General features: G+C 75.4%; 19 protein-coding genes. 9 read left to right on the forward strand and 10 right to left on the reverse strand.

The genetic code is table 11. The annotated features are described in order from the left end of the window. Window positions 1-56: 56 nt before the first annotated feature. The 5 genes from FHX73_RS02590 to FHX73_RS02610 all read right to left on the reverse strand — a co-directional run bounded on the left by FHX73_RS02590 (window position 57) and on the right by FHX73_RS02610 (window position 6,145). Entirely contained in the window at window positions 57-506 is a 450-nt protein-coding gene (locus FHX73_RS02590) for a roadblock/LC7 domain-containing protein (protein WP_145903061.1), read from the reverse strand. Further along, window positions 503-2,536, reverse strand: coding sequence for an ATP-binding protein (locus tag FHX73_RS02595; protein ID WP_145903062.1), 2,034 nt, complete (start codon window positions 2,534-2,536; stop codon window positions 503-505). Before FHX73_RS02595 ends, FHX73_RS02590 begins: the two co-directional genes overlap by 4 nt. A gap of 431 nt (window positions 2,537-2,967) precedes the next feature. Then, window positions 2,968-4,719, reverse strand: coding sequence for a peptide-N4-asparagine amidase (locus tag FHX73_RS02600; RefSeq protein WP_145903063.1), 1,752 nt, complete (start codon window positions 4,717-4,719; stop codon window positions 2,968-2,970). A gap of 157 nt (window positions 4,720-4,876) precedes the next feature. Then, on the reverse strand, window positions 4,877-5,113 hold the full coding sequence (locus FHX73_RS02605; RefSeq protein WP_145903064.1) for a hypothetical protein: 237 nt from the start codon (window positions 5,111-5,113) through the stop codon (window positions 4,877-4,879). Between the two features lie 72 nt (window positions 5,114-5,185). Further along, entirely contained in the window at window positions 5,186-6,145 is a 960-nt protein-coding gene (locus FHX73_RS02610) for an EamA family transporter (protein ID WP_145903065.1), read from the reverse strand. A gap of 137 nt (window positions 6,146-6,282) precedes the next feature. Here FHX73_RS02610 and FHX73_RS02615 point away from each other — a divergent pair, with 137 nt between their 5' ends. From FHX73_RS02615 to FHX73_RS02635, 5 genes are all read left to right on the forward strand, one after another. Further along, window positions 6,283-6,699, forward strand: coding sequence for a gamma-glutamylcyclotransferase family protein (locus FHX73_RS02615; RefSeq protein ID WP_246213314.1), 417 nt, complete (start codon window positions 6,283-6,285; stop codon window positions 6,697-6,699). 62 nt (window positions 6,700-6,761) lie between these two features. Next, window positions 6,762-7,928 carry a PP2C family protein-serine/threonine phosphatase gene (locus FHX73_RS02620; protein ID WP_145903067.1) on the forward strand — a complete coding sequence of 389 codons (1,167 nt, stop codon included), beginning with the start codon at window positions 6,762-6,764 and terminating at the stop codon, window positions 7,926-7,928. Window positions 7,929-7,997: 69 nt separating this feature from the next. After that, window positions 7,998-9,146 carry a M48 family metalloprotease gene (locus FHX73_RS02625; RefSeq protein ID WP_145903068.1) on the forward strand — a complete coding sequence of 383 codons (1,149 nt, stop codon included), beginning with the start codon at window positions 7,998-8,000 and terminating at the stop codon, window positions 9,144-9,146. Further along, on the forward strand, window positions 9,143-9,571 hold the full coding sequence (locus FHX73_RS02630) for a cupin domain-containing protein (RefSeq protein WP_145903069.1): 429 nt from the start codon (window positions 9,143-9,145) through the stop codon (window positions 9,569-9,571). Before FHX73_RS02625 ends, FHX73_RS02630 begins: the two co-directional genes overlap by 4 nt. 55 nt (window positions 9,572-9,626) lie before the next feature. After that, window positions 9,627-10,436: a nucleotidyltransferase gene (locus FHX73_RS02635; RefSeq protein WP_145903070.1), complete on the forward strand. Its 810-nt coding sequence runs from the start codon at window positions 9,627-9,629 to the stop codon at window positions 10,434-10,436. A 16-nt stretch (window positions 10,437-10,452) separates the two neighbouring features. Here the strand turns inward: FHX73_RS02635 and FHX73_RS02640 are convergent, their stop codons facing one another. The 4 genes from FHX73_RS02640 to FHX73_RS02655 form a co-directional block, all read right to left on the reverse strand. Then, entirely contained in the window at window positions 10,453-11,313 is an 861-nt protein-coding gene (locus FHX73_RS02640) for an alpha/beta fold hydrolase (protein WP_145903071.1), read from the reverse strand. Between the two features lie 38 nt (window positions 11,314-11,351). Next, window positions 11,352-13,070, reverse strand: coding sequence for a chitinase (locus tag FHX73_RS02645; RefSeq protein WP_145903072.1), 1,719 nt, complete (start codon window positions 13,068-13,070; stop codon window positions 11,352-11,354). A gap of 190 nt (window positions 13,071-13,260) precedes the next feature. Continuing rightward, window positions 13,261-13,902: a CGNR zinc finger domain-containing protein gene (locus FHX73_RS02650; RefSeq protein WP_145903073.1), complete on the reverse strand. Its 642-nt coding sequence runs from the start codon at window positions 13,900-13,902 to the stop codon at window positions 13,261-13,263. A 32-nt stretch (window positions 13,903-13,934) separates the two neighbouring features. Next, the gene (locus FHX73_RS02655) at window positions 13,935-15,197 is read right to left on the reverse strand and encodes an MFS transporter (RefSeq protein ID WP_145903074.1); all 1,263 of its coding nucleotides are present in this window, start codon (window positions 15,195-15,197) and stop codon (window positions 13,935-13,937) included. Window positions 15,198-15,265: 68 nt separating this feature from the next. Between FHX73_RS02655 and FHX73_RS02660 the strand changes: the two genes are divergently transcribed. The 4 genes from FHX73_RS02660 (at window position 15,266) to FHX73_RS02675 (ending at window position 20,059) form a co-directional block, all read left to right on the forward strand. Then, window positions 15,266-16,267 (forward strand): helix-turn-helix domain-containing protein, encoded by a 1,002-nt coding sequence (locus FHX73_RS02660; RefSeq protein ID WP_145903075.1) that lies wholly within the window; start codon window positions 15,266-15,268, stop codon window positions 16,265-16,267. 228 nt (window positions 16,268-16,495) lie between these two features. Then, window positions 16,496-17,983 carry a methionine--tRNA ligase gene (metG, locus tag FHX73_RS02665; RefSeq protein WP_145903076.1) on the forward strand — a complete coding sequence of 496 codons (1,488 nt, stop codon included), beginning with the start codon at window positions 16,496-16,498 and terminating at the stop codon, window positions 17,981-17,983. An 11-nt stretch (window positions 17,984-17,994) separates the two neighbouring features. Continuing rightward, window positions 17,995-18,483 (forward strand): GNAT family N-acetyltransferase, encoded by a 489-nt coding sequence (locus FHX73_RS02670; RefSeq protein ID WP_246213315.1) that lies wholly within the window; start codon window positions 17,995-17,997, stop codon window positions 18,481-18,483. Between the two features lie 70 nt (window positions 18,484-18,553). Then, window positions 18,554-20,059 carry a carboxyl transferase domain-containing protein gene (locus FHX73_RS02675; RefSeq protein WP_145903077.1) on the forward strand — a complete coding sequence of 502 codons (1,506 nt, stop codon included), beginning with the start codon at window positions 18,554-18,556 and terminating at the stop codon, window positions 20,057-20,059. Here FHX73_RS02675 and FHX73_RS02680 read toward each other — a convergent pair. After that, window positions 20,033-22,303: an FUSC family protein gene (locus tag FHX73_RS02680; RefSeq protein WP_145903078.1), complete on the reverse strand. Its 2,271-nt coding sequence runs from the start codon at window positions 22,301-22,303 to the stop codon at window positions 20,033-20,035. The two genes, FHX73_RS02675 and FHX73_RS02680, sit on opposite strands and share 27 nt — an antisense overlap. Window positions 22,304-22,310: the final 7 nt, after the last annotated feature.

Here is a 22,310-nt window from a genome sequence, read left to right on the forward strand (position 1 = left end):
CTCCTGGGGGTACTGGGTGCTCTGCTCCACCGGATCCGGGGCGTCCTCGGCCGGACTCATCGCACCGCCATCGCGCGCAGCTCGCTGCGCACCTGCGGGGTCAGCGCATGGCCGGCCCGCTCGACCAGCAGCGACATCTGGTAGGCCAACACGCCCAGGTCGCAGGTCAGTCGGGCGTAGACGCCGAGGCAGGAGCCGTCGCTGATGGCCATCACGACCAGGTGGCCCTCGTCCATGGTGACCATGGTCTGCTTGACCCCGCCGAACTCGATGGCCCGCGCGATGCCGCCGGCCAGGCTGGTCAACGCCGAGACGATGGCCGAGAGTTGCTCGGCCTGGCGGCCCTGCTCGGAGTCGGCGAGCAGCAGCCCGTCGGAGGAGACCACCACCGCCTCGCTGACGCCGGGCACCTGGCCGAGGAACTCGCCCAGCAGCCAGCGGACGTTCATCGCGGCCTGACTGACCCGGGGTTGGGCGGGAGCCAGCTGGTAGTCGGCGTCGCTCATCGGTCCTGCTCCTCGGGGTCGGGGCGCTCGGCGGCGGCGGTCTCGCGGGCCGCTCGGCGCAGCCCGCTCTGGAAGCCGCCGAGTCGGCGGCGCAGCTCTTCGGCGTCGACCCGGGCCGACCCGCTCGGCGGGGCGACCGGCGCGGCGGCGGCGCCCTGCTCGACGGCGGCGTCCGGCTCGCCCGGCGCCCGGCCGTCCGGCGTGCCGGCCGCCGCAGCAGGTGCGGGCGCGGGCGCGGTGGCGCGGCGCAGGCCGGAGGTCGGCGCCTCCCCGGTGCCCGGCAGGCCGGCGCCGCGCGGGACCCGCCGGGGCAGCTCGGGTGCCTCTGCGCTGTCAGCCTCGGCCTCGGGCCCGGTCTCGGGCTGCGCCGGCTCGGCGGTGCGGTCCGCCGCGACGGACTCGGCAAGCCCGTCCCGGAGTTGACGGAGCATCAGCTGCTGGGTCGGCGGGTCGTCGAACACCGGCGGCTGGACCGGCTGTTGCGGCGCCGCGTGCGCGGCCCGCCGGCGCGGAAGGGGAGGCGGCTCGGCGGCGGCGGACTCGACGACCTCGACCTCAGCGACGGCGGGTTCGACCGCACCCGGCTCGACGGCCGCACCGTCGCCCACCCCTGCCCCCGCCGCGTGCGCGCCTCGCCGACGCGGCAGCGCGGGAGGTTCCGCCGCCGCCTGCACAGGCACCACGGGTACCACCGGCGCCGCGGGCAGCGACTCGGCGGCCACCGCCGCCGCCCGCGCCGCGTCCGCCGCCACCGACCGCTCGGCCCGCCGCTGGTCGTCCAGGTCCGCGCTGCTCACCCCGTCCTGGTGCAGCGCCTCGCGCGGCAGCACCACCATCGCGGTGACCCCGCCGCCCCGCCCGTTCTCCCGCAGCTGCACCCGCAGCCCGTGCCGGGCCGCCAGCCGGGCCACCACGAACAGGCCCATGCTCCGCCCGGTCAGCGCCCCGGCAAGCAGCGCGTCCCGCCGCTCCGCGCGGTCCTCGGGGGTCGGCTCGGCCAGCTGCTCGTTGATCGCCCGCATCCGCTCGGGCGGCAGCCCGATGCCCCGGTCGCTGACCGAGATCATCAGCTCGCCGTTGTCCAGCAGCCAGCCGCCCACCTCGACCTGCTCCTGCGGCGGCGAGAAGGCGGTGGCGTTCTCCAGCAGTTCGGCGAGCAGGTGGCTGGTGTCGTCGGCGACCGCACCGGTGAGCCGGACGGCGGCCAGGAAGCCGAGCTTGACCCGCTCGTAGCGCTCGATCTCGGAGACGGCCGCGCGCGCGACGTCCAGCAGGGTGACGGTCTTGCGGCTGCGCTGGCTGTTCTCCAGGCCGGCCAGCAGCAGCATGTTCTCGCTGTTGCGGCGCATCCGGGTGGCCAGGTGGTCGAGCCGGAACAGGCTGTCCAGCTGCGCGGCGTCGGCCTCCCGGCCCTCCAGCGCCTCGATCAGCACCAGTTGGCGCTCGACCAGGGTCAGGGTGCGCATCGCCAGGTTGACGAAGGTGGCGTCCACGCTGCCCTGGAGTTCGTCGCGCTCCTTGGCCAGTTCGTCCCGCTCGGCGGTCAGCAGGTCGCGTTCGGCGGCCAGCTGCTCGCGCTCGGCGCCGAGTTCGGCCATCCGCTCGACGGCCGTGCCGTGTGCGGCGGTGAGCTCGTGGTGCAGGCGCCGGAGTTCCTCGAAGTCCCGTGCCAGCTGCTGCCGGCCGCTCTGCTGGGCGTCCCGGTCGGCCGCCAGCCGGTCGCGTTCGGCGACCAGTCCGGCGCGTTCGTCGAGGAGTTGGGAGAGGTTGCGGTCGGCGCGGGCGCGGGCCCGCTCCAGCGGGCGGGCGGTGACCCGGCGGACCACCACGGCGGTGGCGCCGATCAGCACCACGGCGACCGCACCGCCGACGGCCTCGGTGGCGCCGGACTGGGCGGAGCAGCCGGTCAGCGTGGCCAGGCCGGGGAGCAGGACGAGGGGTCTGCCGAGGAGCGGGGATCTGCGGAGTCTGCGGGCGGGCACGCGGTCGGGGCGACCGGCCGACGGGGGCTTCCGACTCGCGATCGTCATGCGCAAAGGTGCTCTCTGTCTCGCCAACCGGTTGCACCGCGAGACCGTCACCAGCCGACGCGGCGTCCTGTTCCAGCCGGCCGCACCCCCCTCGCCGCTGGCACCCGCACGAGTGAAGCGCAGAACCCATCGGAGGACAAGATCAACTTCGTGGACGAAGTTGGATGATCATCCATCATGAAGCTGACCTCAAGGTCATTTCCGCAGGTCAGCGACGGATTGCGGCAGGTCAGACAAATCCCGACAAGACCGCCGGGTGTGACGGAGATCTCACCCGCACCGAACACCTGCCCAATCCCGCCCTGACGCAGCGACAAAGGGCTGGTCAGAGCCGTCCCGACGGCATCCGCTCCAGCCCTTCACGCGGTCTTGACGAACGCCGGTCGGGAGTCGTCCGGCCCGGCGGCTGGACAACTCCCGACCGCGCGCACTCAGCGGCAGCCACCCCCGCCGGCGGAGTCCGAGACCCGGTCCAGCGTCAGGTAGCCGTGGTCGGAGGCGAGTTCGTGCTCGTAGCACCCGCCGTCCGCCGTGCTGCCCAGGTAGCGCTCGTGCGAGCTGCCGTCGGCCTGCAGCTCCGTGCCGTTCTGACGCTGCAACACCCCCTGGGCCTGCAGCCGGTCGTCGGTGCGGTCCTGCTGCTTCCACGCGCCCTGGCCGTGCCGGGCCTGGTCGGTCAGCTCCCGGGCCACCGAGACCTTGCCGGTCGCGGTGAAGCTGTCGCTGCCGGTGCCGGGCACGTAGGTGCTGGTCACGTCCAGCGGGTAGGACCAGGTGCTGCGGCGCTGGTCCGGGCGGCCGTGCCCGTCACCGGTGGAGACCACGGTCCAGCCGCTGTCCCGCTGGCTGGTCACCTGCTGCTGCCCCTGGTCGGAGAGGGTGTCGGTGTTGCGGTACTCACCGTGGTGGTCGATCCGGGTGGTGATCCGCCCGCGCGAGGTGTCCACGTACCCGGACACCGTCCAGTCCCGCCCGGCGGTCACGGTGATCAGCTCGCTGCCGTCCGGCTGGGCCGCCTCGGTGGTGGCCGACTGCGGCGCAGCGGCGATGGTGTCGGTGGTGACGGCGCCGGTGGTCTGCGCGCGCAGCGGGTCGGTGGTGAGGAACAGGTTCCCGTCCAGCGTCCAGGAGTCGCTGATCCCGGCCGGCGGCACCAGGGTGACGGTGTGCGGGCGCCCGTCGGTCAGGGTGCCCGCGAACGGGGTGAGGTCCACGTCGTAGGGCTGGGTGCGGAAGGCGTCGATGCTGGGGATCGGCCGCCACATCAGCGGGCTGATCCCACCGGTGTAGATCGCCGGGAACGGCTGCACGGTGCCCGCGAGCCGCCCGTCCACCAGCACCTGCACCTCGCGGTAGGTGCCGCCGCCGCACAGGCCCCAGTCCGGGTGGGCCGCCGCGAAGTCGTCCGGCACGTTGGAGTACCAGAACTCCTCGCAGCCGCCGCCCCGGGCGTAGACCTGCATCCGCAGGCCGGTCAGGTTGCGCGGGAAGGTCAGCGAGGCGGTCGCGGTCTGACCCTTGTTCAGCGTCCACCAACCCGCGGCGGTGGTCGACTGCGAGACCGGCAGCACCTGGTCGGCGGTGGCGGCCGGCGGGTTGTCCCGGTCGGCCTGGTAGTAGGTGACCGTCATGGTCATGTGGTAGGTGCCGGTGTAGGTCGAGTTGACGACGTTCCCGAGGTCCACCACCACCGGCTGCGCGGTGCGCAGCAGCGGGACGAACGGGGTCAGGTCCTGGTCGACGTGCCAGCTGATCCCGGCCGGGTCCGGCTCGGGCGTGCTGGTGCGCAGCACCTCGGCGCCGCCGATCCAGACCCCGGCCAGCCGGTCGTACTGACGGCCGGCCACGCTGCCGTTCCAGTCCAGCACCACCTTGGACCACGGCCCGGGGCAGTCGGAGGGCGGGGTGAGGGTGCCGGTGAACGGCTGGCCGTAGCTGTTGGCGAAGTCGTGCTGCATGGCCGTGACCGTGCAGTGCTTGCCGGACGGGCGGCTGATCGGCGGCAGCGCGGTGACCGGGTTGCCGTAGTTCGTCTCCACCCGGTTCGCGGTCGGGGCGGTGGCGCCGGCGGGGGCCGCGGTGGCGGCGGCGGGCACGATCAGCACGGTGGCCGCGGCCAGCGCCAGCGCGGTCAGCGCGCGGCGGGAGCGGCGGATCAGGGAGGGTATCAGCACGGTTGGCATGTACTCACGGTCCGCGAGGCACTGTCAAGATCCGTGCGCGGCCCGGGCCTTGACGCTCCGCCGGACAGCGGAGGGCGCCGGCACCCCGGGCGGGGTGCCGGCGCCCTCCAGCGGGTCGAAGCCGGTCGGTCGGAGCAGCTCGGTCAGGGCAGGTCGGTCAGAGCCGGTCGTGCAGCCGCGCCGACAGGCCGCGGCACCAGTGCGCCAGCTCGGTGCGCCCTTCGTCCGCACCGCCGAGCAGCGCGCTCGCCTGCTCGTCGCTCAGCCGGGTCGGGCCCTGCACGGCCAGCAGGTGGCCGAGCTCGTCGAGCAGCACCGCCAGCCGCTCGGCGTCGGCGTGCTCGACCATGGCCGGGTTCTCCAGGTGGTGGCCGATGGTGACGGATCCAGGCATCTTCGTGCTCCCTTCGCTCACCCCCGGTCCACCGTACGACCGGCCCGGGCCCGGCGCAGCGCCGTCGCGGCGCTACCGCGCCCGGGCCCGGCGCTCCGTGCTCACCACCACGCAGACGGCGGCCACCACGATCAGCCCGCCCACCAGTTCGGAGGTGGCCAGCCGCTCGGCCAGCACCAGCCAGCCCAGGAAGACGGCCACCACCGGGTTGACGTAGGCGTAGGTGGCGACCAGCCCGAGCGGCGCGTTCTGCAGCAGCCAGGAGTAGGCGGTGAAGCCCACCAGCGAGCCGACCAGCACCAGGTAGAGCAGCGCCAGCCAGGAGCGGGTGGTCACCTCCGTGAGGTGGAAGTGCTGCTGCTCGCGCCGGGCCAGCGCCACCACCAGGCAGCCGAGGCCGCCGATCAGCATCTGGTAGGCGCTGGCCGCCATCGCGTTCTCGATCCGGGGCAGCTTGGTGCCGACGAAGGAGCCGACCGCCCAGCTGAGCGCGCCGATCATCACCAGCACCACGCCGCCGAGCCCGATGCTGCCTGCCCCTGAACCGTTGAACAGCCCGGGCAGCGAGAGCACCGCCAGGCCGACCAGGCCGAGCAGCACGCCCCCGACCCGGGCCAGGCCCTGCCGCTCCCCCGAGACGGCCCGCAGCAGCACCACCCAGAGCGGCACCACGGCGACCAGCAGCGCGGCCAGCCCGGACGGCACGGTGCCCTCGGCGATCACCAGCAGCCCGTTCCCGCCGACCAGCAGCAGCACCCCGACCGTGCCGGCCGAGGCCAGCTGACGCCAGGTCACCCGCACCGCCGCCGGCCCGTTGCGCACCACCACCCAGCCGAGCAGCAGCGCCCCCGCGAGCAGGAACCGGATGGCGCCGGACAGCAGCGCCGGCATGCTCTCCACCACGACCCGGATGGCCAGGTAGGTCGAGCCCCACACCACGTACACCACGGCCAGCGCGGCCCAGACCGTGCCAGAGATCCGGGTGGGGGCCGCCAGCGCTGCCGCTGCTTGTCTGTCCCCGACCGATGTCATGGGTATCTCCTTGGTTCGCTACTGTCCGATCGGGAGACATGAGAGCGCATCGGAGACCGCGCACGCCAGTGGGTATCGGTGTTCGAGAGGCTCTCGCCAGCACCGAGCCCGCTCCCGTACGAAAGGAGACGCCCGCCGTGACCGACCCGCTGCCGTTCTTCGCCTACGGCACGCTCCGCCCGGGGCTGCGCAACCACCAGACCTTCCTGGCCGGGCGCTGCGCGCTGATCCGGCCCGCCGTGCTGGACGGCCTGGCCCTGCACGACGGGCCCGGCTACCCGTTCGTGCTGCCCGAGCCGGGGCGGCGGGTGATCGGCGACCTGATCACGGTCCGGCCGGCCGCCTACCGGCAGGTGCTGGCGGAACTGGACGAGCTGGAGGGCTGCCGGGCCGACGGCACCGGGCTCTACCTGCGCGAGCGGTTGACCGTCCGGGTCGGCGGCGCCGACGAGCCCGCCTGGGTCTACCTGGCCGGCCCGGCGGCGGCCGCGCGGCTGCGCGCGCACCCGGCGCCGATCGCCTCCGGGGACTGGACCCGGCGCACGCCCGGCTGAGCCCCGGACGGGGCCGGTGAACTCACGGTGCGCCGGGGGCTGGCGGGGTGTAGAGAGGAAGCGTGCCAGCCCACCAGCGATCCGCCCCCGGCCCCCGGCCGCGGCAACCCGGCCGCGCCCTGGTCACCCTGCCGCTCGGCCTGATCGTGGTGATCACGGTGGTGGACATCCTCTCCCCCTCGAACATCCACCTCGGCCCGCTGCTCGTGGTGGCCCCCGCGCTCACCGCCTCCTTCGCCGGCGCCCGGCTGACCGCGCTGGTGAGCGTGCTCGCGGTGGCCGCGCTGACCGTGATCGGCATCATGCGGGACGGCCTGAGCACCTCCAACCACCGCAGCCAGATCGCCGCGCTGATCCTGGTCTCCGCGCTGGTGGTCGGCTTCTGCGCGTTGCGCGACCGGCGCGACCGGGAGTTGGTGCAGGTACGCTCGGTCGCCGAGGCCGCGCAGCAGGTGCTGCTGCGCCCGCTGCCCACCCGGATCGGCTCGCTGCGGATCGCCTCGGTCTACCTGGCCGCCGAGGCCGAGGCGCAGATCGGCGGCGACCTCTACGCCGCCTCCCGGACCAGGGACGGCACCCGGCTGATCGTCGGCGACGTCCGGGGCAAGGGGCTGACCTCGCTCGGCGAGGCGGCGCTGCTGCTCGGCGCCTTCCGGGCCGCCGCCCACCTCCAGGCCTCGCTGCCCGAGCTCGCCGCCTACCTGGACGGCAGCGTCAGCTGGGACCTGGCCGCCGCCGACAGCTGCGGCCCGCCGGACGACGAGGAGGACGACGTGGGACCGGCCGGCCCGGACGCGGCCGAGTCCTTCATCACCGCGGTGATCCTGGACATCCCCGACGACGGGTCACGGATCCAGATCATCAACTGCGGCCACCCGCCGCCGCTGCTGCTGCACCACGGCCGGGTGCTCAGCCTGGAGGCCAGCCGGCCGGCCCCGCCGCTCGGGCTGGGCAACCTGCTGGAGACGCAGTACCACCCGGACTACTTCTCCTTCGCCCCCGAGGACCGCCTGCTGCTCTACACCGACGGCGTGATCGAGGCCCGGGACGCCGCCCGCACCTTCTACCCGCTCACCGACCGGATCCGCGGCTGGGCCACCGAACGTCCCGCCGCCCTGCTGCACCACCTGCGGCACGACCTGCTCGCCCACGCCGGCGGGCGGCTCGGCGACGACGCGGCGATGGTCGCGGTGGAGCGCCTGCCGGAGCGCCACCGCCGCGCGGCCTGAGGCAGCACCCCGCCGGGCGGCCCGATGCCCTAGCGTGTGGGGTCGGCGGAGTGCGAGAGGGGCGGCGCGATGGCGGACCAGGACGACTTCACGGCCGAGCAGCTGGCCCGCGGCAGGGCGCTGCGGCAGGCGCAGGTGCCGTGGGTGCTCGGCGGGCGGCTGGCGGGGCTGGCGCTCTCGCTGGTGCTCGGCCTCACCCCGGCCGGGGCGGCCCTGGTGCGCGGGAGCGGCGACCTGCTCGGCGGCTCCTGGACGGCCCGGGTGCTGGCCGGCACCACGGCCCTGGTGCTGCTCGGCCAGTTGCTCGGACTGCCGTTCAACGCGCGGGTCCGGGTGGTGCGGACCCGGTTCGGCCTGGTCACCCAGGGCTGGGCCGGCTGGCTGGTGGACCTGCTGCGCGGCCTGCTGCTCACCCTGGTGCTCGCGCTGCCCGCCGCGCTGGGCGTCTACGCGCTGACCGGCTGGTCCCGGCACTGGTGGTGGCTGCCCGCGGCCGGCGCCGCCGCGGTGCTCACCGTGCTGATGTCCTTCCTGTTCCCGCTGGTGGTCGAGCCGCTGTTCAACCGCTTCACCCCGATGGCAGCGGGCGAGCTGCGCACCGCCCTGCTGGCGCTCGCCGAGCGGGACGCCGTGGCGGTGCGCGACGTCCTGGTGGCCGACGCCTCGCGCCGGACCACCGCGCTGAACGCCTACGTCTCGGGCTTCGGCGCGACCCGCCGGATCGTCGCCTACGACACCCTGCTCAGCACGGCCACGCCGCGCGAGGTGGAGCTGGTGGTGGCGCACGAGCTGGGGCACGTGAAGCACCGGGACGTGCCGCGCGGCACGGCGGCGGCGGCCCTCGGCTCGGCGGTCGCGGTGGCCGTGCTGGGCCTGCTGCTCTCGCTCCACCCGCTGCTCTCGGCCGCCGGGGTGGCGAGCGTCTCCGATCCGCGCTCGCTGCCGCTGCTGGCGGCCTGCGCCGCGGTGCTCGGCGCGCTGGGCGGGCCGGCGCAGGCGGCGGTGAGCCGCCGGATCGAGGCCCGCGCCGATCGGCACGCGCTCGACCTGACGGGGGATCCGGAGCAGTTCGTCGCGATGCAGCGCCGGCTCGCGCTGACCAACGTCGCCGACGTCGATCCGCCCCGGCTGCTGGAGCTGCTCTTCGCCACCCACCCGAGCACCGCGCGCCGGATCGCCGCCGCGCGGGCCTGGACCCCGGCGGGCGGCCACCGGTGACCGGCGCCGGGCCCGAGCCCCGTCCGGACAGCCGGCCGCTCGCCGACGCACCGGTGGTCCGGGCGCCGGACGGCTCCCTGGTGCGGCAGCTGGGCGAGCTGCCCGCGGTGGTGAGCATGGCGCGCTTCGAGCTGGCCCCGGGCGAGGTCGCCGCGGCGGTCTCGCACCGGACGGTGCGCGAGCTGTGGCACGTGCTCTCCGGGAGCGGGCAGCTGTGGCGCCGTCAGGACGGCGTGGAGCAGCTGACGCCGCTGCGGCCCGGGCTGACGGCGAGCATCCCGCTCGGCACGGCCTTCCAGTTCCGCGCCGACGCCGACGCCGGGGAGCCGCTGGTGGTGCTGGGCGCCACCGTGCCCGCCTGGCCGGGCCCGGCCGAGGCACGCCCCGAGCAGGGGCCCTGGGAACCCACGGTGGATCTCGGTTGACCTGCGGCGATGCCGACCGGCACGATGCCGCCAGGAACGATCGCGGGGGTGGCTGATGAGCAGGGGAACCGGACTCGACCAGGACGGTCTGATGCTCCGTGAGGGCGCGCTGGAGCGGGTGCCCGAGGAGTTCGCGCCGGTGGTGGCGGCAGTGCGGGCGGGCGTCACCGAGGCCTTCGGCGACGCGCTGCACAGCGCCTACCTGTACGGCAGCATCCCGCGCGGCACCGCCGTGGCCGGCCGCTCCGACCTGGACCTGCTGCTGGCGCTGCGCCAGGAGCCCACCGCGGCTGACCGGGCGGCGGCCGACCGGCTGCTCGCCTCGCTGGACGCCGGCTTCCCGCAGATCGACGGCGGCGGGGTGCTGCTCTTCGGGGTCGAGCGGCTGCTCAGCGAGGCGGAGCGGTACGACCTGGGGTGGTTCGTCGCCTGCCTCTGCACCCCGCTGCTCGGCCCGGACCTGGCCGAGCGGCTGCCCCGTTACCGACTGGACTCGGAGCTCGCCCGGGAGACCAACGGCGACCTCGCCGACCTGCTCCCGCGCTGGCGCGAGCGGGCCGCGGCGGCCGGCGGCGACCCCGCGGCGCTGCGCAGGCTCACCCGGGGCGCGGCCCGCAAGGTGGTGCGCACCGGGTTCACCCTGGTGATGCCGCGCTGGCAGGGCTGGACCAGCGACCTGGCGCAGTCCGCCGAGGCCTTCGGCCACTACTACCCGGACCGCGCCGAGCAGATGCGCGCGGTCGCGCGGATCGCCCCGGCCGGGACGGCGGACCCGGCCGCCCTGGAGCTGCTGCTGGAGCGGCTGGGCCCGTGGCTGGCCGAGGAGTACACGGCCCGGCACGGCGTCAGGTCGCCCCGGCCCTAATGCAACTCTGTTCTGATCAAGGTGTGTTGAGGAACTCCGTCACCAACTGCACGAACTCCGCCGGCTGCTCGACCCACGGGCGGTGGCCGGAGCGGGCCAGGACTTCCAGCCGCGCGTCGGGGTGCAGTTCGGCCACCGCGCGGGCGGGGGCGGTGCCGATCATGCCGTCGGAGGCGCCCGCGATCACCAGGTAGGGCACCCGCGGGCCGGCCAGCCGGGCCAGGCGGTCGGCCAGGGTGTCCGGGGTGGCCGCGTCGGCGTAGAACGCGGCGCGCAGCCAGGGCAGTCGGGTGGCGTGGCCGGGCACGTGCTCGGCCTTGTGCCGCTGGTTCCACTCGTGCCAGGCGAACGGCAGCGTCCGGACCTGCAGCATGCCCTGCTGGAGGAACGTCAAGTCACCTGCGGTCAGCAGTCGTTGCGCCGCTGCGGCGGCCGGGTACCAGGGCTCGGCGGCGCGCGCGGCGTGCAGGTCGGCGAGTTCGGCCGGGTCCGGCTCGCGGCCGGCCCGCCCGACCGGCGTGACCAGCACGGCCCGGCGCACCCGGCCCGGGTGGGCGGCGGCGTACTCCTGGGCGGTCAAGCAGCCGGCCGAGTGCGCCAGCAGGTCGAGCCGCTCCAGGCCCAGGTGCTCGCGCAGCGCCTCGACGTCGCGGGCCTGGGCGGTGAACGCCACGGTCGCCCGGTCGTGCGGCACCTCGGAGCGGCCGCTCGCCCGGCCGTCCAGCGGGATCAGTTCGCGGTGCCGGTCGAGGCCGCCGAGCCCGGCCAGGTAGCGCAGGTCGGTGCCCGGCCCGCCGGGGAGCACCACCAACGGGGCGCCGGTGCCCAGCCGTTCGTACCAGAGCCCGGTGTCGTCGTAGGAGGCGAAGTGCGGCATGCCGTCACCCTGGCACGCCGCACTCCGCAGCGGAAGGATCAGCCGAAGTAGCTGTGGAAGTTGTTCGAGAACTCGTTCCCGTTGTAGTTGTCCCAGTTGATCGACCAGGTCATCAGGCCGCGCAGGTCCGGGTGCGGGCCGGAGTGCAGGGTGTAGCCACCGCAGTTGCTGCCCTTGGTGAGGCAGTCGAGGGCCTGGTCCACCGCGGCGGGCGCGACGTACCCGTTGCCGGCGTAGGTGTTGGCCGGCATGCCGATCGCCACCTGGGAGGGCAGCAGCGGCGGGAACATGTTGTTGGTGTTGCCCGCGACCGGGAAGCCGGAGAGCAGCATGTCGGTCATCGCGATGTGGAAGTCCGCGCCGCCCATCGAGTGGTACTGGTTGTCCAGGCCCATAATGGAGCCGGAGTTGTAGTCCTGGACGGTGAGCAGGGTGAGGTCGTTGCGCAGCGCGTAGATCACCGGCAGGAAGGCGCCGGAGCGCGGGTCCTGGCCGTTGAACGGGCCGGATCCGTAGTACTGGTAGCCGAGTTGGACGAAGAACGTCTCCGGCGCCATGGTCAGCACGAACTTCGAGCCGTACTTGGCCTTCAGCTCCTGCAGCGCGGAGATGGTGTTGACGATCACCGGGGTGGTCGGGTTCTTGAAGTCGGTGTCACCGGCGTTCAGCGAGAGCGACTGGTTCTCGAAGTCCACGTCCAGGCCGTCCAGGCCCCACTGGTCGATGATCGCCGAGACCGAGTTGACGAAGTTGTCGCGGGCCGCGGTGGTGGTCAGCTGGACCTCGCCGTTGGCCCCGCCGATCGAGAGCAGCACCTTCTTGCCCTTGGCCTGCTTGGCGGCGATCGCGGCCTTGAAGTCGGCGTCCGACTCGATGCCGGGGCAGTCGGCGACCGCGCAGCGGGTGAAGTGGATGTTCCCGGAGGTCACCGAGTCGGGCTCGCCGAAGGAAAGGTCGATGACGTCCCAGGAGTCGGGCACGTCGGACATCTTGAGGTAGCCGGCGCCGTTGGCGAAGCTCTCGTGCAGGTAGCCGACCAGCGCGTGGGCGGGCAGGCCGCCGCCGGGGGTGGGCGAACCGGTGGGCGTGGGCGTGCCGGTGGTGGGGGGAGCCGTGGTCGGCGGGGCGGTGGTGGGGGGCGCCGTGGTCGGCGGGGTGGTGGTGGGCGGGGCGCTGGTCGGCGGCGTGGTGGTCGGCGAACCGGTCGGCGAGGGGCCGCCCGGGCCGGACAGCGAGACGTCGTCCGCGTAGTAGGTGCCCTGGCCGTACCAGCCGTGCACGAAGACCGTGGCGCTGGTCTGGGTCGCGGCGGTGGTGAAGCTGACCGAGAGCTGCTGGTAGGCGCCGCCGGTACTCGGACTCCAGGTGCTGGTACCGCCGTTGACGCCCAGGTAGACGTAGGCGCCGTTGACCCAGGCGCTCAGCGTGTAGGTGGTGTTGGGCGAGACGGCCACGGTCTGGGTGCACTGCGCGTCGTCGGCGGCGGTGGCCGCACCCGCGAGGGCGTAAGTGCCGCTGTGCGCATGGCCGGTGACCACGCTTCCGGTGCTGCCGTCGCAGCTCCAGGGATTCAGGCTGCCGCTCTCGAAGCCGCCGTTGCTGAGGAACTCGCCGGCCGACGCACTGGGGGCCAGGCCGACCAGGCCGCCGACCACCAGGCCGGCGGCGACCGTCCAGGCGGTAGCGCCCGCCACCGCGCGGCGTGAACTGCGCCGCGGTGCGGGCCGGGTGGAACCGGTTCTGCTGAGACTGCGCATGTGGGGATGCTCCTGCCTCGAACGCCTCGTTGTGGGGGAGTCCGTCGGGGCAGGCGGGACGGGGGGCGACCCCGCCGGTGCGCACCCCTTTTGGACTAGACCACTGAACCGGTCTGGACCAGTCCGTGTCAATGCCTCCGGGGAGGCTTCCGGGGGTGCCTGATCCGGCGTCAGCGGGCGTCAGCGGGCGTCAGGCCTTGCTGCGCGCGTAGTGGCGGGAGGCCTTGGCCCGGTTGCCGCAGGTGGCCATCGAGTGCCAGCGGCGGGTGCCGTTCTTCGAGGTGTCGTAGAAGTGCAGCACGCAGTCCGGGTGGGCGCAGGAGCGGATCCGGTCGGGGGCCTCGGTGAGCAGGCGCAGGTAGTCGGCGGCGGCCAGCCAGGCGGGGAGCCAGGCCGGGGTGTCCGCCTCGGCCCGCTCGGCGGGGCCGTCGGCGGCGAGGGTGCGGCGCAGGGCGCCGTGCGCGAGGACGGCGTTCAGCTCGGCGCGGGCGGCTTCGAGGTCGGGGCGGGCGGCTTCGAGGTCGGGGTGCTCCGCGCCCGGGCCCTCCTCGGGCGCCGACTGCGCCCGCAGCTGTGCGAGGTGGCCGGCGATGGCGGCGCGGGTGGTGAGCAGCGCGTCGAGCGCGGCCCGGTCGGCGGGCACCTGCTCGGCGAAGCCGTTCAGCCGGAGCCAGAGCGCCAAGCCGTCGAGGGAGTCCAGCAGGTCCCGCGGGTTGCCGCCGTCGTGCCAGCGGGTGTTGAGCAGGTCGAGGCAGAGCGGCTCGCCGGGCAGCGGGCGGGGGTCGGCGGGCGGCTGCGGTGCGTCCGGCGCCGCTGCTTCTGCTTCGGTCATGGGGCTCTCCTGGCTCGGTCTGCGGGCCGATTCTAACCGCTCTTCGGTCGAGCACTGGTTGACCCCTTGAGCGCCTGCCGCTGCCAGGCGGCGGTGAGCAGCACCGCCAGCCCCGCCCCGCTCATCGCCCCGGCCGCCGAGCTGCCTTGGGCGGCCGCGCCGGCCAGCACCGGCCCGATGCCCTGAACCGTCATCAGGCCGGCCGACAGCAGGCTGAAGCCCTGCCCCTGCCGCTCCGTCGGCAGTGCCGCCAGGAAGCGGGCCTGGAGTCCGAGGCCGTAGGCGAAGCCGAGCCCCGAGGCGCCGAGCAGCAGCGCCGCCGTGACCGCCCCGGGGCGCAGCGCGAAGGCCGTCAGCGGCAGCCCGAGCAGCGCGGTCAGCGCCGCCACCGACCGCTCCCGGGTGGCCGGGCGCAGCAGCCGGCCGACCAGCAGGTCGCCGAGCAGCATGCCCACCGGCAGCGCGCCGAGCAGCAGCGCGGCCACCCCGACCGGCAGGCCCCGCTGGCCGGTGTAGGGCACGACCAGCGCCTCGGCGCCGGCCGCGAACCCCGAGGGCAGCCACTGGGCCAGCAGCACCACCCGGACCGGACGGTCGGCGAGCAGCGCCCTGGCGCCGTGCCAACTCCCGCTCAGCAGGCGGCCGCCGGTGGCGGTGGCGGTGGGCGCGGGAGCCGGTGCGGGCGCGGCGGCCGGCAGCCGCAGCCGCACCGTGAGCGCCGCGGCCAGGTAGCCGGCCGCGCTGAGCGCCAGTGCGCCGCGCGGCCCGAGCAGGCTGACCACCGCGCCCGCGCAGGCCAGGCCGACCAGTTGGGCCCCGGAGCTGGCCATGTTGGTCAGCGAGCGGCCCAGGACGTAGGCGTCGCCGTCGAGTTCGGCCGCGACCAGCCGGGTGCCGGCGGCCCCGAACACGGGGGTGAGCGCGCAGACGGCGGCGACCAGGGCCAGGGCGAGGGCGACCGGCAGGGCGAGCAGCGCGATCAGCAGCGCGACCGCGGCGGCGAGCAGGTGACCGGTCATCAGGAGGGCGCGCGGGCGCCCCCGATCCGCGAGCGCGCCGAGCAGCAGGGAGCCGAGCAACTGCGGCGCGAAGCCGACGCCGAAGGCGAGCGCGCCCAGCAGCGGCGAGTGGGTGCTCGCGAACACCAGCATCGAGAAGGTGGTGATCCGCAGCCCGTCGGCGGCCACCGCGAGGGCGCCGGTCACCCAGAGCGTCCGGAAGACCGGGTTGGCCAGCACCTCGCGGTACCCGGTCCGGCGGGTGGTCGAGGTGGCGTGCGCGGTGCTCGTCGTCATGCCCGGCAGCGTCCACCGGCGGGCGCGGCCAGGGCGATTCTTTCGTCCTGGGACGTAAGCTCGCGCCCATGCTGCGATTCGAGGTGGGCACCGACGACCTGCTGCACAGTCGGTTCGCGCTCTCCCCCGCGTTCGAGCTGTGCTCCCTGCTGCACGCGCTGAACGGCACCCCGCCGCACCGCGCGCTGCCCGCGCACTGGGCCGCCCGGCTCCGGCCGGTCTTCGAACGGCTGCTGGCGCACAGCGAGTTGGCGGCGGTGCTGGCGCTGCAGACCGCGAGCTTCGGTGCCAACTTCATCGCCCTGCCACCGACCGCCGGGCTCGCCCAGACCTGGGCGGACGACCTGGCCGCCACCCGGGCCACGCCGCCTGCCACCGCGCGGGCCGACATCGCCCGCTGCCTGGCCGTCCGACCGGCCGCCTCCCCCGCCGTGGCCGAGGTGCTGGCGAGCCCCCGGGTGGTGGAGCGGGTCGCGGCCGCGCTGGACCTGGCCTGGCACGCGCTGCTCGCCCCCGACTGGCCGCAGCTGCGGGCGATCTGCGAACGGGACGTGGTGCACCGGGCCGGGCTGCTCGGCCGCCGGGGCTGGGCCGCCGCGCTCGGCGGGCTGCACTCCCGGGTGCGCTGGCACGAGGGCGGGATCGAGCTGCCCGACAACTCCACCAGCACGGTGGTGCGGCTGGCCGGCGAGGGTTTGCTGCTGGTGCCGTCGGTGCTGATCCAGCCGGGGACCGCCGCGTTCGTCGACGACCCGTGGCCGAAGGCGATCGTCTACCCGGCCCGGGGCACCGCCGCGCTCTGGGAGTCGGCCGAGCCGACTTCCCCCGCCGCGCTCACCGAGCTGCTCGGCCGCTCCCGCGCCCGGCTGCTCACCGCCCTCGCCGAGCCGGCCGGCACCACCCAGCTGGCCCGCTCCCTGGGCATGGCCCCCGGCGCGGTCGGCGACCACCTCGGGGTGCTGCGCCGCGCGGGCCTGCTGCGCCGGGCCCGGGACGGGCGCACCGTGCTGTACTACCGCACCCCGGTGGCGGAGGCGCTGCTGGGCGCGGGCGAGGGGACGGAGGGCTGACGCGGCGTCAGGGCGGAGCGAAAAGCCGGTGCGCCTGCGGGTGCCGGCCGCGTAGCCTCGTGCCATGACCTCGTTCTGCGCCACCCACCGGCTGATGCCCCGCCCCGCGGGGTAGCAGCCGACGGATGCCCAGAACCGTCCGAGGCCCCGCCACCACGGGGCCTCGTTCGTCTTTCCGCGCGGCCCCGGCCAATTCCCGTTCCGAGTCCCGAGCCGGAGGACCGCCCCATGACCACGCGTCAGCGCAGCTACCTGACCACCACGCTCCCCTACGTCAACGCCCGCCCGCACCTCGGGTTCGCGCTGGAACTCGTGCAGGCCGACGTGCTCGCCCGGCACCGGCGCGCGAGCGGCGGCGAGGTGCGGCTGCTCGGCGGTACCGACGAGAACTCGCTGAAGAACGTGCTCGCCGCCGGGACCGCCGGGACCGACGTCCGCACCCTGGTGGCCCGCCATGCGGCGGCCTTCCGGGCCCTGGCCGCTCCGTTGGAGGTCGAGCTGGACGACTTCCTGCGCACCAGCGCCGATCCCCGGCACGCTCCCGGCGTCGCCGAACTGTGGCGCCGCTGCGCGGCGGCCGGCGACCTGTACCGCAAGGAGTACCGCGGCCGGTACTGCGTGGGCTGCGAACAGTTCTACCAGCCCGAGGAGTTGGTCGACGGGCGGTGTCCCGAGCACCACACCGAGCCCGAGACGGTCGCCGAGCAGAACTGGTTCTTCCGCCTCTCCCGCCACACCGCGCGGCTGCACACCGAGATCACCGAGGGCCGGCTACGGATCGACCCGCCGGCCCGGCGCAACGAGGTGCTCGCGCTGCTGGAAGTCGGCCTGCCCGACTTCTCGGTCTCGCGGTCCCGCGAGCGGGCGCGCGGCTGGGGCATCCCGGTGCCCGGGGACGATTCGCAGGTGGTCTACGTCTGGTGGGACGGGCTGGCCGGCTACCTCAGCGCGCTGGGCCTCGGCTCGCCCGACCCGGCCGACGCGCGCGACACGCCCGACCTGCGGCGCTGGTGGCGGGACGGGGTGCGCCGGACCCACCTGTGCGGCAAGGGCGTGCTGCGCTTCCACGCCGTGTACTGGCCCGCGATCCTGCTCTCGGCCGGCCTGCCGCTCCCCACCGAGGTGCTGGTGCACGACTACCTCACCGTCGGCGGCCGCAAGATCAGCAAGTCGGCGGGCACAACGGTGGACCCCGTCGGCCTGGTCGCCGAACACGGCGTGGACGCCGTCCGCTGGTGGCTGCTGCGCGAGGTGGCGAAGGTCGGCGACACCGACTTCACGGTCGAGCGGCTGGTCGACCGGGCCAACACCGACCTGGCCGGCGGGATCGGCAACCTGGTCAAACGGGTCGTCACCCTGATCCACCGTCAGCTCGACGGCAAGGCGGGGAGCGCCGCGCCCGCCGCGCCGCTCCCCGAGGCCGTCGCCCTCCCCGGCGAGATCGCCGCCGCCCTCGACGCCTACGACCCGCGCCGCGCCACCGGGGCGCTCTGCCGGCTGACCGCCGCGGCCAACCGCCACCTCGACCGCACCCGCCCCTGGTCCGACCCGGCCGACGCCCCCGACCAGCTCGCCGTGCTGCTGCACGCCTGCCGCACCCTCGGCGAGCAACTCGCCCCGTTCCTGCCGACCGCCGCCACCCGGATCCTGGCCCAGTGCACCCCCGCCCCGGACGGCCGCCTGCCCGCTCCCGGCACGCTCTTCCCCCGGCTCTAGCCTGGGCTGTCATGAAGATCGAATCGATGCGGCCCGGGCACGCCCGGCAGGTGCTCGACGTGTACCGCCTCGGGATCGCCGGGGGGAACGCCACCTTCGAGACGGCGGAGCTGAGTTGGGAGAGGTTCGACGCGGGCCGGCTGCCGGGGCACCGGCTGGTCGCGGTGGACGGGGACGACCTGGTGCTGGGCTGGGCCGCCGTCTCCCGGGTGTCCGAGCGGGCGGCGTACGCGGGCGTGGTCGAGCACTCGGTGTACGTGCGCCCCGAGGCGCAGGGGCGGGGCGTCGGCTTCCGGCTGCTCACCGCGCTGCTGGAGTCCACCGACGCGGCCGGGATCTGGACCGTGCAGTCCGGCATCTTCCCCGAGAACACGGCCAGCCTCGCGCTGCACCGGCGGGCCGGGTTCCGGGTGATCGGCACCCGGGAGCGGATCGGCCGGCTGCACGGCCGGTGGCGGGACGTGGTGCTGGTCGAGCGGCGCAGTCCGGTGGTCGTCTGACGGTGTGACCGAGTCGGTGTGACCGAGTCGATGTTGTCCGCGCGCGGCGGCACTGCCGACACTTGACGGTGTGACCGACGACCGACCGCCGCCCCGGCCCGCCGCGCTGACCTTCGCCGAGCGGCTGCTCGATCCGGGCAGCTTCCGCTCCTGGGACACCCCGGTGACCGACCCGGACCCCGGGCCCGACTACGCCGCCGACCTGGCCCGGGCCCGGGCCCGCAGCGGTGCCGACGAGGCGGCGCTGACCGGCGAGGGCCGGATCGGCGGGCACCGGGTGGCGCTGCTGCTCAGCGAGTTCGGCTTCCTGGGCGGCTCGATCGGCACCGCGACCGCCGCCCGGCTGCTGCACGCCGTCGAGCGGGCCACGGCCGAACGGCTGCCGCTGCTCGGCTTCCCCGCCTCCGGCGGCACCCGGATGCAGGAGGGCACGCCGGCCTTCGTCCGGATGATCGCGATCGCCAACGCGGTGACCGCGCACAAGGCCGCCGGGCTGCCGTACCTGGTGCACCTGCGGCACCCGACCACCGGCGGCGTGCTCGCCTCCTGGGGCTCGCTCGGCCAGCTCACCACCGCCGAGCCCGGCGCGCTGGTCGGCTTCCTCGGCCCGCGCGTCCACCAGGCGCTGTACGGCGAGCCGTTCCCGGAGGGCGTGCAGCGGGCCGAGCACCTGGCGCGGTTCGGCACGGTGGACGCGGTGCTGCCGGACGCGGAGCTGCGGGAGCGGCTGGTGGCGGTGTTGGAGGTGTTGGCGGCGTCGGAAGTGTTGACGGCGCGTGGGACGTCGGGCCCGCCGACTTCTGACGCACCGTCGGGGGCGGACGTCGGCGGAGTGGACGTCTGGGAGTCGGTCCGGATCACCCGTCGGCCGGATCGCCCGGGGCTGGCCGAGTTGCTCGCGCTGGCGGACCGGGTGGTGCCGCTGAGCGGCACCGGCGCCGGCGAGCGCGACGACGCGATGCGGCTCGCACTGGCCCGGATCGCCGGCGCCTCCTGCGTCGTGGTCGGCCACGACCGGGCCGCCGCCGCGCTGCACGGCCCGGTCGGCCCCGGCGGCCTGCGCACCGCCCGCCGGGGCATGCGGCTGGCGGCGGAGCTGCGGCTGCCACTGCTCACCGTGATCGACACCCACGGCGCGGAACTCAGCCCGGCCGCCGAGGAGGGCGCCCTGGCGGGCGAGATCGCGCGCTGCGTGGCCGAGTTGAGCGCCCTGCCGGTGCCGGTGGTCAGCCTGCTGCTCGGCGAGGGCGCGGGCGGCGCGGCGCTCGCCCTGCTGCCCGCCGACCGGGCGCTCGCAGCGCAGCACGCCTGGCTCTCCCCCCTCCCGCCGGAGGGCGCCTCGGTGATCCTGCACCGCACGCCCGACCACGCCCCGCGCCTCGCCGCACAGCAGCGCATCGGCGCCCGCGAGCTGCTGCGCGAGGGGGTGGTGGACCGCCTGGTCCCGGAGTCGCCCGACCTGCTCGCCCAGCTGCTCCCCGCGCTGGCCGCCGAACTCGCGCACGCGGCCCGGCTGGTGGTACCCGCGGCGCGGATCGACCGGTTCCGCTCACTCGGGAGCCGACTCGGCGGCTGACGGTGCGTCGACCGGCCCCCGGAGGGCGTGCCGGGCGGCGGCGGTCTCGCGGCGGACGGCGGCGAGCGGGCCCGGCGGCACGGGAGCCGGTTCCGGGGCGCGGGTGTTGGTCCGCACGGCGGTGGCCAGCTCGCGCAGCGCGGCGGTGGTGGCCGTCACCTCCGCCGGTGAGGGCGGCGGCGCGCCGTGCGCCGTCTCCACCACGGCCGCCGTCCCCGCGTCGATCACCCGCTCCACCGAGACCAGCAGCGGCCACCAGGCCGCCGCCCGGGCCCCCGTGGGCGGCGGTTCGCCCAGCGCCCGCTGGAACTCCGCCCGCATCCCGGCCAGGTCCCGGTAGAGCCGCCGACGCAACCGCGCCCGAGCCGCCGGGGTGGGAGGGGTGGGAGGGGTGGGAGAGGTGGAAGGGGTGGGAGGGGTGGGAGAGGTGGACAGGGCAGGCGGGGCGGGGGATCCGGACGCGCCAGAGCGGCCGGGGGACCCGGGCGCGCCGGAAGCGCCGAGCAGGCCTGGTGCACCGGACGGGCCGGGCCCACCGGGTGCACCAGCCACGCCGGGCGCGCCGGCCGAACCCGCGAAGGCGCATTCCAGGTAGCGCGCCGCGTCGTCCACCGCGTCCGCCAGGCGGGCGCCGACCCGGGAGTGCCAGCTCTCGGGCCACAGTGCGTAGCCGGCGACCAGCACGATCCCGCAGCCGATCAGGCTGTCCACCAGCCGCGGCACCAGCAGGTGCACGCCCTGATGGCTCAACAGGTCGGAGAGCACCAGGATCAGCGGCGTGATCACCGCCGTCTGCAGCCCGTAGCTGCGCCGCGACACCACCACCAGCAGGGCCGCCAGCACCGCCACCACCGGCACCTCCCACCAGCCGCGCGGCACCGCCTCCAGGATCAGGGCCGCGCCGACCAGTCCGACCGCCGTGCCGAGCGCCCGCAGTACCGCCCGGGAGAAGACGGACCCGAAGTCCGGCTTCAGCACGAAGGTCACCGTCAGCGGCACCCAGTAGGAGCGGGGCACGCTCACCGTGGAGACCAGCGCCTGCGCCGCCCCGAGGCAGAGTGCGAGCCGCAGCCCGTAGCGCCAGGAGTCGCTGGAGAGCAGCAGTTCGCGGGTGGCGGAGCGGAACCGGCTGCGCAGCGAGGTGGGCGCGCCGATCCGGTCGGGCACCTGGTGCTCGCCCGCCAGCACCTCGTGGACGTGCACCAGGGCGGCGTCGACCGCGCGTTCCGCCGCCGTCCCGGTCCGCGCCACCGGCTCCGCCGACGCCGGGGCCGACACCGGGGCGCCGCCGCGGCCGATCGCCGTCGCGACCTGGCGCACCTCGGCGCTCAGCGGGCCGGGCGGCAGTCCGCCGGCCTCGTGCGCGGCGGGCGCCGCCTCGACCAGCGGGGTGATCGCGTTGAGCAGGGCGATCAGCCGGGACATGCCGTGGCTGCGGCCGGGGGCCAGCGCGCGGCGGGAGAGCAGCAGGTCGTAGGCGTGGTCGAGGGCGGCGGTGACCCGGGCCCGGGCGGCGGTCCACTGCTCCTGCGGCCCGCCGGCGGCGTCCAGCAGGTCGGCGGCGGCGCGGTACGCCTGCTCGACGGCGGAGCGTTCGGGCACCCGGGAGCGGACCGGCCAGGCGAGCAGTGCGAGCAGCAGGATCTGGGCGGCGCCGAGCAGCACCAGGACGGGCCCGCGCCACCAGGGGGCGGGCATCGGCAGGCCGGCGCCGATCACGCCCATGAGCAGCAGGTTGAGCCCGGCGGCGGAGGAGACCGCGCCGATGTTGCTCATCATCCCGGCGACCAGGGCCAGTCCGGTGAGCGCGATGACGGCCGTCCAGCCGTGCCCGTGCACCTGCTCGCCGAGCACCAGGCCGACGGCGGCGAACAGCTGCGGGACGGCGATGTTGAAGACCCGCAGCCGGTAGGCGTCGGCGGTGTCGCCGAGCACGGCCCCGAGCGCCCCCATCGCCGCCAGCGCACCGCTCGCGGCGTGGTCGGTGGCGAAGCCGACGACGAGCGGCAGCGCCATGCCGACGGCGGCCCGGGCGGCGGCCGCCCTGGGCACGGGGGTCGGCTGGGGCCGCAGCGTGCGGAGCAGCCAGCCGGGCGGGGCCAGGCGGGGAACGCGTCCTGAGGGGGCGTCGGGTTCCGCCGGGGTGCGGTGGTTCGCGGTGCTCACCGGTCGATCCTCGCCCGCCCGGGCGGCGGGGTCCGGGAGCACACGCCCGACATGAACAAGGTGTTCAACATTATCCATTGACAAC

The organism is Kitasatospora viridis, assembly GCF_007829815.1.
Classification (GTDB): Bacteria; Actinomycetota; Actinomycetes; order Streptomycetales; family Streptomycetaceae; genus Kitasatospora; species Kitasatospora viridis.

What these genes read in the sequence shown, in the direction of transcription:
- FHX73_RS02635 (WP_145903070.1), top strand. Translation starts at nt 9,627, where the DNA reads ATGAGCAGGGGAACCGGACTCGACCAGGACGGTCTGATGCTCCGTGAG.
- FHX73_RS02595 (WP_145903062.1), bottom strand. Translation starts at nt 2,536, where the DNA reads ATGACGATCGCGAGTCGGAAGCCCCCGTCGGCCGGTCGCCCCGACCGC.
- FHX73_RS02655 (WP_145903074.1), bottom strand. Translation starts at nt 15,197, where the DNA reads ATGACGACGAGCACCGCGCACGCCACCTCGACCACCCGCCGGACCGGG.
- FHX73_RS02645 (WP_145903072.1), bottom strand. Translation starts at nt 13,070, where the DNA reads ATGCGCAGTCTCAGCAGAACCGGTTCCACCCGGCCCGCACCGCGGCGC.
- FHX73_RS02680 (WP_145903078.1), bottom strand. Translation starts at nt 22,303, where the DNA reads ATGGATAATGTTGAACACCTTGTTCATGTCGGGCGTGTGCTCCCGGAC.
- FHX73_RS02610 (WP_145903065.1), bottom strand. Translation starts at nt 6,145, where the DNA reads ATGACATCGGTCGGGGACAGACAAGCAGCGGCAGCGCTGGCGGCCCCC.
- FHX73_RS02650 (WP_145903073.1), bottom strand. Translation starts at nt 13,902, where the DNA reads ATGACCGAAGCAGAAGCAGCGGCGCCGGACGCACCGCAGCCGCCCGCC.
- FHX73_RS02600 (WP_145903063.1), bottom strand. Translation starts at nt 4,719, where the DNA reads ATGCCAACCGTGCTGATACCCTCCCTGATCCGCCGCTCCCGCCGCGCG.
- metG (WP_145903076.1), top strand. Translation starts at nt 16,496, where the DNA reads ATGACCACGCGTCAGCGCAGCTACCTGACCACCACGCTCCCCTACGTC.
- FHX73_RS02590 (WP_145903061.1), bottom strand. Translation starts at nt 506, where the DNA reads ATGAGCGACGCCGACTACCAGCTGGCTCCCGCCCAACCCCGGGTCAGT.
- FHX73_RS02660 (WP_145903075.1), top strand. Translation starts at nt 15,266, where the DNA reads ATGCTGCGATTCGAGGTGGGCACCGACGACCTGCTGCACAGTCGGTTC.
- FHX73_RS02640 (WP_145903071.1), bottom strand. Translation starts at nt 11,313, where the DNA reads ATGCCGCACTTCGCCTCCTACGACGACACCGGGCTCTGGTACGAACGG.
- FHX73_RS02605 (WP_145903064.1), bottom strand. Translation starts at nt 5,113, where the DNA reads ATGCCTGGATCCGTCACCATCGGCCACCACCTGGAGAACCCGGCCATG.
- FHX73_RS02670 (WP_246213315.1), top strand. Translation starts at nt 17,995, where the DNA reads ATGAAGATCGAATCGATGCGGCCCGGGCACGCCCGGCAGGTGCTCGAC.
- FHX73_RS02625 (WP_145903068.1), top strand. Translation starts at nt 7,998, where the DNA reads ATGGCGGACCAGGACGACTTCACGGCCGAGCAGCTGGCCCGCGGCAGG.